Origin of the sequence: Salinicola sp. CR57 (genome assembly GCF_003206585.1) — a bacterium.
Classification (GTDB): domain Bacteria; phylum Pseudomonadota; class Gammaproteobacteria; order Pseudomonadales; family Halomonadaceae; genus Salinicola; species Salinicola lusitanus.
In genome coordinates, this window is record NZ_PZJL01000001.1 from 42,381 (window position 1) to 54,474 (window position 12,094).

At 63.0% G+C, this 12,094-nt stretch carries 10 protein-coding genes; 2 read left to right on the top strand and 8 right to left on the bottom strand.

Annotation, left to right across the window (positions count from 1 at the left end):
- Positions 1-54: 54 nt before the first annotated feature.
- The 4 genes from DOM56_RS00195 to DOM56_RS00210 all read right to left on the bottom strand — a co-directional run bounded on the left by DOM56_RS00195 (position 55) and on the right by DOM56_RS00210 (position 4,994).
- Positions 55-1,008 carry a tripartite tricarboxylate transporter substrate binding protein gene (locus DOM56_RS00195; protein ID WP_110706973.1) on the bottom strand — a complete coding sequence of 318 codons (954 nt, stop codon included), beginning with the start codon at positions 1,006-1,008 and terminating at the stop codon, positions 55-57.
- A 10-nt stretch (positions 1,009-1,018) separates the two neighbouring features.
- Positions 1,019-2,527 (bottom strand): tripartite tricarboxylate transporter permease, encoded by a 1,509-nt coding sequence (locus DOM56_RS00200; protein WP_110706974.1) that lies wholly within the window; start codon positions 2,525-2,527, stop codon positions 1,019-1,021.
- A gap of 9 nt (positions 2,528-2,536) precedes the next feature.
- Positions 2,537-2,986 carry a tripartite tricarboxylate transporter TctB family protein gene (locus DOM56_RS00205; RefSeq protein WP_110706975.1) on the bottom strand — a complete coding sequence of 150 codons (450 nt, stop codon included), beginning with the start codon at positions 2,984-2,986 and terminating at the stop codon, positions 2,537-2,539.
- A gap of 640 nt (positions 2,987-3,626) precedes the next feature.
- The gene (locus DOM56_RS00210; RefSeq protein WP_110706976.1) at positions 3,627-4,994 is read right to left on the bottom strand and encodes an MmgE/PrpD family protein; all 1,368 of its coding nucleotides are present in this window, start codon (positions 4,992-4,994) and stop codon (positions 3,627-3,629) included.
- A 615-nt stretch (positions 4,995-5,609) separates the two neighbouring features.
- Between DOM56_RS00210 and DOM56_RS00215 the strand changes: the two genes are divergently transcribed.
- Positions 5,610-6,206: a phosphatase PAP2 family protein gene (locus DOM56_RS00215; protein WP_110706977.1), complete on the top strand. Its 597-nt coding sequence runs from the start codon at positions 5,610-5,612 to the stop codon at positions 6,204-6,206.
- A 62-nt stretch (positions 6,207-6,268) separates the two neighbouring features.
- Here DOM56_RS00215 and DOM56_RS00220 read toward each other — a convergent pair whose 3' ends face one another.
- The 4 genes from DOM56_RS00220 to DOM56_RS00235 form a co-directional block, all read right to left on the bottom strand.
- Complete coding sequence (locus DOM56_RS00220; protein ID WP_198655626.1) at positions 6,269-7,657, bottom strand: sodium:solute symporter family protein; 1,389 nt, start codon at positions 7,655-7,657, stop codon at positions 6,269-6,271.
- A gap of 111 nt (positions 7,658-7,768) precedes the next feature.
- Positions 7,769-9,037, bottom strand: coding sequence for an amidohydrolase family protein (locus DOM56_RS00225; RefSeq protein ID WP_110597586.1), 1,269 nt, complete (start codon positions 9,035-9,037; stop codon positions 7,769-7,771).
- Positions 9,038-9,150: 113 nt separating this feature from the next.
- Positions 9,151-10,083, bottom strand: a complete 933-nt coding sequence (locus DOM56_RS00230) for a LysR substrate-binding domain-containing protein (protein ID WP_110706978.1) — start codon at positions 10,081-10,083, stop codon at positions 9,151-9,153.
- Between the two features lie 59 nt (positions 10,084-10,142).
- Positions 10,143-11,042: a LysR family transcriptional regulator gene (locus DOM56_RS00235; RefSeq protein ID WP_110706979.1), complete on the bottom strand. Its 900-nt coding sequence runs from the start codon at positions 11,040-11,042 to the stop codon at positions 10,143-10,145.
- Positions 11,043-11,161: 119 nt separating this feature from the next.
- Here DOM56_RS00235 and DOM56_RS00240 point away from each other — a divergent pair, with 119 nt between their 5' ends.
- Positions 11,162-12,028 carry an aldo/keto reductase family oxidoreductase gene (locus DOM56_RS00240; RefSeq protein ID WP_110706980.1) on the top strand — a complete coding sequence of 289 codons (867 nt, stop codon included), beginning with the start codon at positions 11,162-11,164 and terminating at the stop codon, positions 12,026-12,028.
- Positions 12,029-12,094 lie beyond the last annotated feature (66 nt).

Below are 12,094 nucleotides of genomic sequence, written 5' to 3' on the forward strand. Positions count from 1 at the left end.
CACTTTCGGTAGCGCGGCCCCTCCAGGCCGGCTAACCCAGGCCTGAGCGCGCCCTCACTTCCAGGGGTCGCGGTTCCAGAGCTCGACGACGGCCTGGTGCTGCTGCTCGACCAGCCCTTTCCAGGCATCGGCATCGAGATAGGCCGCGGGTACCGCCTCTCGGCTCATGTCCTTGAGAAACTCGGGATCCTCGAACATTTTGGCGAAGGCTTCATTATACTGGTCGACGATCGCTGTCGGCGTTCCCTTGGGCAGCACGTAGCCCCGAGTCGAGGCCATGTCGATATCGTAACCCTGCTCCTCGAAGGTCGGCACGTCCTGCAGGTACGCCGAGCGAGATTCATCCATTACACCCAGGAAATTCACGGAATCCTGATAATTGTAGGCGGCACTGACGTTGACGACCGCGAGGTCAACATGCCCGCCCATCAGTGCCGTCCGGGCCGAGCCGTCGCCGCCCAGTGGCACGTAAGTGAAGTGACAGCCCAGGGCACTCTCGACCTGTTTGGCGGCGAAGTGGTCTTCACCACCGTATCCCGCCAGGCCAAGCGTCAACTGGCCGCCATCGGCGCATGTCTGCTTAAGATCTTCCAGCGAATCGATATCGTCATCGCGCTGAGTGATCAGCGTATTGGGATCCGAAGTGACACTGGAGAGAAATTCGAAGCTATCGAGGTCGTAGCTCACTTTGCGGTCGACCATCCGCCCGATCGATGCGGGCACGTTGAAGGTCCCCACCGTATAGCCATCGGGATCGGCCCGGGATACCTGGGTCAGCGCGATGACGCCACCGGCCCCTTTGACGTTCTTGACCACCACGCTGGCATCGCCATCCAAGTACTTCTCGAGATAGCGCCCGACCACACGCGCGGTAATATCGGTCCCCCCACCGGGTCCGTAGCCGACCACGATGGTAATGTCCTTGTCCGGAAAGTCGGCCTGAGCCACCAGCGGCATCAACGCCACCAGGCCCGTCATCATTGTCATCTTGTTCCGGTGATTCAACATGGTGCCTCTCCTAGTTGGTGAGTCTTTTACCGATCAGCGACGACAGACGTTGCTTGAAGCACGTCAAGACGATCAGCATCACGATCATCGCAATGAGCACGATCGATGGAGCCGAGCCCCACAGCACGGCGGGATCGTTGCCGCTCATCAGCATCGAAATACGGAAGTTGTACTCCATGAACCCGCCCAAGATGACGCCAAGCACGATGGGCGCCATCGGGAATTTGAGCTTCTCGAGTACGTAACCGAACACCCCGAAACCGAACATCAAGAAGACGTCGAACAGGGTTTCGTGAATCGAGTAGGCGCCGACCACCATCAGCGAAAGGATGATGCTGCCCAGCAGCGGTCTCGGCAGATGGAGCACCTTGGAGAAGAGTCGGGTCGCCACGGACCCGCCAAGAAATAGCAGCATCACCGACGCAATCAGGAACTGCCACATGAAGCCGAACACCTCGTCCGGGTGCTCTCGGAACAGGTTGGGGCCAGGCTGCAGTCCATGGATGAGAAATCCCCCCAGCATGACAGCAGCCACCGAGGTGCCGGGGATGCCCAGGGTCAGCGCCGGGATCATCGAAGCCGCGGTATCGGCGTTGTTGCAGGTCTCGGCGGCGGCGACGCCCTCTGGCTCCCCCTTACCCCACGCTTCCGAGTTGCGCGCACTTCGCTTGGCTTCGTTGTAACTGATGAATGTCCCGAAGGACCCACCAGCGCCCGGCAAAATGCCTACTGCGATACCGATCAGAGATGCCCGTAACCAAGTTTTCCAGTAGCCGAGCATTGATGCCAAAGACCTGAAGAAACCTTCGTCGTCCACCTCTTTGACGTGGCTCTCTTCACCATTCTGTGGATTGACCAAGGTGTCGATGACCGGTGGCATCGCATACAGCCCAATCAGCAGCACGATCACGCTGATACCGTCATCGAGATAAAGCGAGCCGAAGGTAAAGCGCTCATTGGCACTCACCGGGTCGATCCCAACCGTGGCGACGAAGATACCAATGCCTGCGCTGATCAACCCTTTCAGGGCGTTGCCCTTGATCAATAATGCGATGCTCAGAATGCCGAACACGGAGACCCAGAAAATCTCGGTTGGCCCGAACATTAGCGTCACACTGCCCAGCGGCGGCGCCAGCAACATCAGCGCCAGTCCACTGGCCAAACCACCGATGGCAGAGGAGACAAGCGCCACGCGCAGCGCCTTGTTGGCACGGCCCTGCTGCGCCATCGGGTAGCCATCGAAGGTGGTTGCCACGGCCGCTGGCGTGCCAGGGATACGCAACAGGATGGCGGGAATGGCGCCACCGTACATCGAGCCGTTATAGATCCCCGCCATCATCCCGAGCGCAACCTGCGGGCTCATGCCGAAGGTGAAAGGGAGCAATACCGAGATGCCGAGCGTGGCACTCAACCCCGGCAATGCACCGAGAAAAATGCCGGCGACGACGCCGACCGCGACGGCCAGCAGACTGCTGACGCTCAGAATATCGGGCAGGGAGTGCCAGAGTGCTTCAAACATGGACTTGCCTCACATCAGCCAGCCATGGGGCAAGCTTCTGCCCATGGCCATGTCGAACAGCAGATAGAGCATCACCGTGAATAGCGCCGAGCCGAACAGGCCGCGCTCCCATCGGCGATAACCGAATGCCGCGCTCATCAGCGGAATCATCAGAAAGGTGGAGGCATAGAAGCCGAGCTTGGCAACGGCCACCAGGTAGACCAGCACGCAGAACAGGCCGAGCACGACCTTGCCCAGGCTTTCGGGATGACCCTCGCCGGCCTCCCGCTTGCGGTCCTGCAGGCAGGACTGCACGAGCAGCACGACGCTCAAGACACACACGACGCCGAGAACGGCCAATGGAAACATCGCCGATTCCAATGGAAGGCCTGCGCCCATGACGATGAAGGCGATAGATGCCCCCATAAGCGCGATGCAGACAACGACCGTTGGCATCAGTCCCTTGGATATGGCTTTCATGTACCTCTCCCCTCTGTGGTCTGGGGAGCCACGCTAGGGAAAAAGCTAAAGCGCCACGAATGCGTTTTTTTGCCAGACCCATAGCATTGCGCTATACCTAGCTTTCACCGTCGGTAGAATCTTTTTATTCATATTAGAAATCAAATATTTATGAACAACATGAACTTAGGTATAAGAGGGGATACCGAGCCAATCTTAGACTAAAGTTACAGTGTTCTACCTGCCATATTACCCTCGCCGATAGCCTCGCCATGGGCCGAAATCCCGGAGCCATGCCGTGGCCATCGGCTTTGACTTGGGGACGAGGACTGCACGCCGAATCGGTGCCAGCAGCGTGCTCCTTCGTCACGACACCGCATCGTCGAGCCGACAGCGGCACGGATGACAGCGCTGAGGAGAATCAGCCGCGCAAGGGTTCACAAGTAACAGTGCGCAGCCGAGAAGATGGGAGGGAGAAACAACAGAGCGTTAGCCGACACGGGCTGGGCGCGAGGGCTCGAACGACCGTTGTACGCACTGAACAACCACGCCGACAAGCGCCAGCGCCACGCTCGCCATGACCTTACGGGGCCTGTCGGCGCCGTGCATGGCAAACCCGGCCGAGTGAGTACGTTGGTTCCTCAGGTGATGGTCCCGCCCGTCATTCGGTGGAACGGGCCTGCGCCGTCAACTCGCTCACGCGCATCAGCGTTTCCAATCCCATGACGGTATCATGCAGTCGTGAGCCGGCTTCGGCGGATAGGACATGCACCGTGCAGCGGTCGAACTTGGCGCGAATCATGGCTGTCGGCGCAGGCTCTTCGGCGTGACGCCCCAACGGGCGGTCCAGCCGCTTGAACCGCTGCGACCCGTCTCGCAGCACGATGCAAAGCTCGGTGAGATAGTTTCCCTCGGGGGTCGGCGCGCTATGGGCATGAGGGCGCGTTTCGACCTTGGCCATCAGCGACTTCACCGCCTCGTTCTCATAGGCATGCTCGGTAAAACTATCGAAATCAATTCGCCCATCCAGCAATGTCCGCGTTATACAGTACTGGACGCTGAACTTGGCATCGGTCGCACTGCGCAGTATGGGGCGGTCGACGTGGGTCAGGCGTAGCGGATGAATCGTCACCACGACGCGTTCTACATCCGTGACATCGAACGCCTGCTCGCCCTGGAGCAAGCGTACGGCATCGATGCTGGCGTGGGTGCTGTCACAGCATGGGTAGAGCTTGATGCCGATTCCCGGCGTGACGATATCGAGCGGCGCGGCCCAATTCTCGAGGACGCGATTGGCATGGTAATTGCCCTCGCCGTTGAAGACGTTGAAGAAGCCCTGACGATGTTCGAAGGCGTCCAGACTGGCAGAGAAACCCTGGCGTGCCATCAGTGCCGCCATCACGCCATGACGCGCGGCGTGTCCGACGTGGAAAGGCTTGGTCATGGTGCCGAAGTTGGCTTTGACGCCGCTGGCGAGGCTCACGCAGATGCTGAGCGCTGTCGCAGTACGGTTCGCGCTCAAGTTCAGAAGCTTGGCGCAGGCGGCAGCGGTGCCGAATACGCCTAGCGTGGCGGTCGGATGCCAGCCAAGATCGTAATGATAGAAATTGACCGCCCGCGCCAGTCGCGTTTCGGTCTCGAACCCCGCGATGAAGGAGAGCAGTAGCGTCCTCCCGCTGCTATCGAGTTCCTCCGCCAACGGCAACAGCCCCGCCAGCAGCGGCGCGGACGGATGCCCGCCCATGGCAGTATTGACGTCATCGAAGTCGAGCGCGTGCGCGGCACACCCGTTGATCAGCGCGGCACTCAATAGGTCTAGGCGTTCGCTCCGGCCCATTAGCGAACACTCGCCAGAAGTCGCCATCCCGGGCGTCGCCATCAAGGTGTCAACCGCATGTTCCCTGGCTCCGGCAAGCGCGCAGCCTAACGTGTCGAGAATCGCCGTCTTGGCATTGTCGATGGCGGTCGCCGGAAGATCCTCATAGGTCAACGCCACGATCCGTGCCGCCAATTGCTGGGATAAAGTCATGGGTAGGCTGTCTCGAATGTCGTAAGTCGGGGCCAATAGCGTCGTATCGTCCGGTACGAACACCCGGAACGACGCGACGAGGGTCGGCGGCGCTATCGGCTACAGGCGTAATGCGGGACGCGCGATGTCAACGACGCGGACGTCACGACGGGCCTCGTCAGAGCGACATTGCGGCACTGGACAGAAGGAGGGGGATCGCCCAGGTTCTTCGCTGCCATGAGTCACGCCCTGTAACGCATGTGTCATGGCTTGGGAAGGTGTCACGGCCGATTGTGGCGTCACAAATCGCTTTTTCTCGATGGGCTCCAAAGAAAATGGATGGCCATCGACAAGACGATTTCAAGCCTATGAATAGAAAAGATTTTTGCGGCGGGATCCGGGAGCGGTCACGGCATTCGGCTGGACCAGACTTTAGTCGCACTCGGGGTTCGGCTGGCGGACATCGTGGCGTGCCCCACGGGTGGCGGAAATCATACTGACGAAGCGTTGCCGCCGGCAGACACCCGCGCGGGGTGGCGAATAAAAAATCACACTATCGTTACCAATTCCTGCGAATCGCCTTCCCTGGCGGCTGTAGCATGAGCGGCTTCATTCAGGACGCTACCGTACCGGATCATGGAATCTTTCAACTTACGTCTCTTCGCCTGGCTCAATGCCCCGTCGCACGCTTCGCATCTGACCCTGTCACTGGCCTATGCCCTGGCCATCTACGCCATCTATCTCGTGCCGCTACTGATGATTCTCGGCTGGCTGCAGCGCGATCCGGCCCGCCAGCGCCTGGCGCTGCGCGGCCTGGTGGCCTGCGTCGCGGCGCTCGGCGTCAACAGCGTGATCGGGCTGGCGTGGAGTCATCCGCGCCCGTTCATGCTGCCAGTGGGGCACACCTACCTGAGCCACGCCGCCGACAGCTCCTTCCCCAGCGACCACATGACGGTGATCACCGCCGCCGCGGTGACCCTGCTGCTGTCGCGGGAGCTGCGCCCACTGGGGGTGATCTTCGCCGCCATCGGCCTGGGCATCGCCTGGTCGCGAATCTATCTGGGGGTGCACTTTCCCCTGGACATGCTGGGGGCACTGCTCATTTCCGGCACGATGGCGCTACTCGCCGCGCGCGGCGAGGCCTACTACATGCCGGCGCTGCACGGGCTGGCCCGAGGCATCCACCGGCGGCTGCTGGCGCCGCTGATCGCCCGTGGCTGGTTGCCGCGCTGAACCGGGTGCCGTAAACACCACGGCCGTGGTGTTAGACGTTTCTGCCAACGTTCTCGCCATCTTCAGGCCGTACTCGAGACCGCCGCAGGGCGCCGCCCGGCCAGACTCACCGCGATCAGCGTCAGCGCCGCCAGCGGCATCGCCACCAGCACGCTATTCCAGCCCATCGGCTTGCCCAGCGCGATCTCCCACACCAGCGTCATCACGCCGCCAACGATCATCGCCGCCAGCGCCCCGGCCGGGGTCGCCCGCGGCCACAGCAGCGCGGCCAGGAACACCGGGGTGATCGCCGCCCCGTACATGCCGTAGGAGTACATCTGCATCGCCAGCACGCTGGGGAAGAACGCCCCCAGGACCCAGGCCAGAATGCCCAGCCCGACCACGGTCAGCCGGTTGACGAGCAGCGCCTTGCCCGCCGGGATATTCAGTTTCAGCAACCCACCAAGAATGTCCTGGGTCAGGCTGGCCGAAGCCGACAGCAGGTACGAGTTGCCGGTGGTCAGCAGCAGCGCCACCAGAGACGCCAGCAGCAGCCCGCCGACCACCGTGGGCAACCCCTGCTGGGCCAGGGTCATCATCGCGGTCGACGGCGTGATATCGGGATACATCACCCGCGTGGCACAGACCAGCAGGGTAATCAGCGAGGTGCAGACGATGGAGGCGATGACCAGCCCCATCGCGGCCTTCTTGGCGGTGGCCGGATCCCGCGCGGCGGCAAAGCGCTGAAACAGGTTCTGGTCACCCAGAATCAGCAGGAACAGCGGCAGGAAATAGCCCAGCGCCTGCCATGGCGTGAGACCGCCGAGCAGTGTCTGGTGCGTGGCCGGCAGCGCATCCATCATGTCGCCGAGACCGCCCAGCCGAGTCAGCACTAGCGGCAAGGCGATCAGCATGCTGCCAAAGATGATGATGGCGCTCAGGTAGTCGGTATAGGCCACCGAGACCAGCCCGCCCATGGTCGCCAGCCCGATCATCACCAGCGCGGCGATCACCACCCCCTGCCACACCGGCAGGCCGAACGCCAGGTTGAGCGCCTGGCCCGCCCCGGTGAACTGGTAGGAGACGATGCCGACGTAGGCCAGCAGGATGATCAGTGATGCGATCGAGCGCGCCGTGGAGCCGAACCGCTCCTCGATCAGCCCGGGAATGGTGGTTGCCCGCGAACGCCGCATCTTCTGCGCCAGCAGGAAGTAGACCACCAGCGCCGCGATCGGCGTGCCGGCGAAGAAGAAGATTGCCGCCCCCGGGCCGTGCTGGAACACGAAGCTGGCGCCGCCGACGATGGAGCCGGAGCCGACGAAGGTGGCCAGCAGCGTCGCGGTCAGCACCAGCGTGGAGAGCGAACGCCCCGCCACGATGAAGTCGGTGTCGTCGTGAACCTTGCGTCGCGAGAAGTAGAGCCCGATGACGACCATCAACACGATATACGCGATGACGAAGAATGCCTGCATGATCGCAGTCTCCCGTTCTTTTGTTATGAGTCGTGATTGTTATGCGTCGTGACTGTCTTGCGTGTCGTTGTGCCGACCCGGCGCGAACGCTCGCCCCGGACCGAACGGGTGTCAGCGGCTCAAGCGATCCTTGACCGCACGGCCGCCCTGCATGATCAGCGACAGGTGCTTGCCCTGGCCGGCCAGCAGGCTCATGTCTTCCAGTGGATTGCCGTCGACCACGATCAAATCCGCCCAAGCCCCCGGCGCGACACAGCCGATCTCGCCTTCCATCCGCAGCAGCTTGGCCGCCGTGGCGGTGGCGCTGCGGATCACCTCATGGGCCGGCAGGACCTGGGCGCGGATCACGAACTCCTCCGACTGATGCGGATGCATCTCACCGAGCAGATCGGTGCCGTAGGCCATCTCCAGGCCGGCCTCGCGCATGGTGACCAGACTCTCCAGCCCTGCCAGGCGCACGTCGTCGATCTTGGCCACCGACTCGGGCTTGAGGCCGTAGTCGGCGCCTTCGATCTTGAGACGTTCGTAGGTCACCAGGGTGGGGCAGGCCATGGCACCACGCTCTGCTGCCAGTCGGGCCGTGTCCGCCGTGATCAGGTTGCAGTGCTCGAGCGAGCGGACGCCGGCCTCGACGGCACGTCGAATCGCCTCGTCGGTGTAGAGATGAGCGCTGACATAGGTCTGGGCGTTGCTGGCCTCCTCGACGATGGTCTCGAGCTCCTCCACCGAGAAACTCAGGAAATCGATCGGATCGCTGGGCGAGGAGACGCCGCCGTTGGCCATCACCTTGATGAACTGGGCGCCGGCCTTGATCTCCTGGCGCACCGCACGACGCACCGATTCGACGCCGTCGCAGATACGCCCCATCGATCCCAGTCGCCGGGTCTGGTACTGGTCGTCACGCTCATCATAGAAGCCGCGGTAGTCATTGTGCCCCCCCGTCTGGGACAGCGCCTTGCCGCAGATCACCAGCCGCGGCCCGACGAAGAGCCCTTCCGCCACCGCCTGCTGGATCCCCCGGTCGGCACCGCCCACGTCGCGCACCGTGGTGAAGCCTCGCATCAGCATGCCTTCCATAATTGGCGTCGCGCGCGCGGCCACCAGGGCGTCCGGCAGCAGCGCGTTGGCACCGAGGTCGGCCGTGGTCGCAATCACGTGGACATGGCAGTCGATCAGGCCCGGCATCAGCGTGCGCCCTTCGAGGTCGATCACGCGGGCGTCCCGGGGTGCCTCGATGGGCGAGTCGGAAACCTGGGTGATGCGGTCACCCTCGACCAGGACGTGCACGCCGGGCCGTGGCTGCGGGGAGGATCCGTCGACCAGGCTGGCATTACGGAACAGCACCGCCGGGGTCGCGCGGGAGGAGGTAGGTTCGGTCATGGCTTGGGCTCTTGTGGGTGACTCGAATACGGATTGAGCCTACCCAGCGCCTCGAGCCCATGAAAAGCGCTAAAAACGCATGGCAGCATGCGGCCAGCGCATCGATCGCCCGCTCACTCTTCCCGCGGTGATATCTCCAGCAGCCAGCGCTTGAAACAGCGCGTGGCGACGTTTTCCCGACGCTCGTCCGGCGTGATCAGATAGTAGCCGCCGCCATGGCTGGCCCAGTGGTCAGAGGCGACCACCAGGCGGCCACGCTCGATCTGGCTGTCGATGACGTGGCGCCAGCCGAGAACGATGCCTTGCTCGAATACCGCCATTTCGACCAGCGTGGGGTAGTGATTGAAGATCACCGCCTGGGTCGACGGCGAGATGGTCACATCGTGGTATTGAAACCAGTCGCGCCAGGAGATCCACAGGCTCTGGGCATCCTCCAGGGTCAACAGCGTCTCCTGCAGGATATGCTCGGGCTCGAGCTTCTGGTGCTCAGCGAGGCCGTAACGCTCGCGACACGCCGCGAGATAGGCGGGCGCGCAGACCGGGAAGACCTTCTCGGGGATTGCATGAGTGGTTTCGAATCCTGGCAGGGACGCCTGTTTCAGATAGTAGAGCCCGATATCGAACTCGAACGAGGAGAGCGAAGTCACGCCGTCGCGCACGATCAGGCGCAGCTTGAAGTTGGGGTACTGACGCCGGAAATCGCCCAGCCGTGGCGCCATCCAGAACTGGGCCACCCCCGCGGTACAGGCCACCGTCAACTCGTTCTCGCCAGTGCTCTTCATCACCTCGGCGGTGGCGTTGACGCAGTCGTCCAGAATCGAGCGCACCTGCAGCGCATAGGTTTCGCCCGCACGGGTCAGCGTCAGCTGGCGCTGCTCGCGGATGAACAGCTTGCGTCCCAGGAACTGCTCCAGGTGAACGATCTGGCGGCTCACCGCGCTCTGGGACAGATTCAGCTCGACCGCGGCGCGAGTGAAACTCATGTGTCTCACCGCCGCTTCGAAAGCGATCAGAGCGTTGAGCGGCGGCAGCGGCGACATGCGCATGGAAAGCTCCAGGGAAGCGGCGAAGAGAATCAGGATACGTTATTGCGCCGCCGGCCACGCTAGCCGCGATCGCGAACGAAATCGATGAAGGCCCGTAGCGGCGCGGGTACCAGCCTTCGATCCGAATAGTAGAGATAGGGTCCCGTGAACCGCGGCCACCAGGATTCGAGCACCGGCACCAGCGCGCCGCTTTGAAGGTACGGTTCAAGCCACTGCTCGAACAGCATGATCAAGCCGACGCCTTGCAGTACCGCCTCGACACCAAGATCCACGCCGCCGCCGATGCTGATCGTCAAAGGGCCGGTGGGCTCGATGCGCATCGACTCCTCGCCGCGCTCGAACTCCCATGCCGCCCGGTTACCGTTGGTGAAGCGGCCACGGATACAGGCATGCTGCAGCAGGTCGCGGGGGTGCGTGGGCGTGCCGCGACGCGCCAGGTAGTCGGGCGAGGCCACCAGCGCAAAACGCTGCTCGCGCGGACCGATGGGCACGGCGATCATGTCCTGCTCGAGCAATTCGTCATAGCGAATGCCGGCATCGAAGCCCGCCGCCAGCGTATCCGTCGCGGCGCTGTCGGCGGTGACCTCCACGCGGATCTCCGGGTAGGCCTTGAGGAAATCGGGCAGGATCGATGGCAGGATCAGCCGCGCCGCACTGACCGGCACATTGAGACGAAGCGTGCCGGCGGGGCGATCCCGGAAGCCATTGATCGCATCCAGGGCGTTTTCGACCTCCTCGACCGCTGGCGCCAGCCGCGCGACCAGGGCAGCACCGGCCTCGGTCAGCGTCACCGCCCGCGTGGTGCGATGAAACAGCCGGATGCCAAGTGCGGTTTCCGCACGCCGCACCGCATCGCTCAAGCGTGATGGGCTACTACCGCTCAGTCGCGCCGCTTCCCGAAACCCCTTGGCTCTGGCCACGGCCAGCACGACCTGAAGATCACCGAGATCGGCACTCATTGTGCATTTCTCCGCACGCCCTGTATGAATTGAGACCAATAGTCGCACAGACCTGACGCGCCTACCATGAGGACACATCGGGGCGTCTGAGGCCCCATCATCGACACAGGAGTGAACGCATGTCCCTCATCGACAAGGCTGGCACCTATACACTCGGCAACCGCCAGGTCAAACGACTGGGCTACGGGGCGATGCAGTTGGCCGGCCCCGGCGTGTTCGGCCCGCCCGAGGATTCCGCTCGCGCCGTTCAAGTGCTCAAGGATGTCATCGCCGCCGGTATCGATCATATCGACACCTCGGATTTCTACGGCCCCCACATCACCAATCAGCTCATCAAGCAGGCGTTGCACCCCTATCCGAGCGATCTTTGCCTCGTTACCAAGGTCAGCGCCCGGCGCGATGACACCGGCGCCTGGCTGCCCGCCCTCTCACCCGCCGAGCTGACCCAGGCGGTGGAAGACAACCTGCGTAATTTGGGGCTGGAGCAGATGGAAGTCGTCAACCTGCGCAGCATGCTGGACGTGCACGGGCCGGCGGAGGGCTCGCTGGAGGCCCCGCTGACGACACTGGCGGAACTGCGCGAGCGCGGCCTGATCAAGCATATCGGCATGAGTAACGTCACGCCGACCCAGGTGGCCGACGGACAGAAGATCGTGCCCATCGTCTGCGTGCAGAACCAGTTCAACCTGGCCAACCGCGCCGACGATGCGCTGATCGACCAGCTGGCCGCGGACGGCATTCCCTACGTGCCGTTCTTCCCGCTGGGCGGATTCACCCCACTCCAGTCACAGACGCTCACCGAGGTCGCGGCGACGCTGGATGCCACCCCGATGCAGGTAGCACTGGCCTGGCTGCTGGCCCGCTCACCCAACATCCTGTTGATTCCCGGCACCTCGTCCCCCGACCATCTGCAGCAGAATATCCAGGCAGCAGCGCTGGAGATTCCCGCTGCGCAGATGGCGCTGCTGGACAGTATCGGCGGCTAGCGTGTCGACATCACCCCTGCCGAGAGTCTGCACGCCCACGGCGCGATGGCACGGGCCGAACACGCC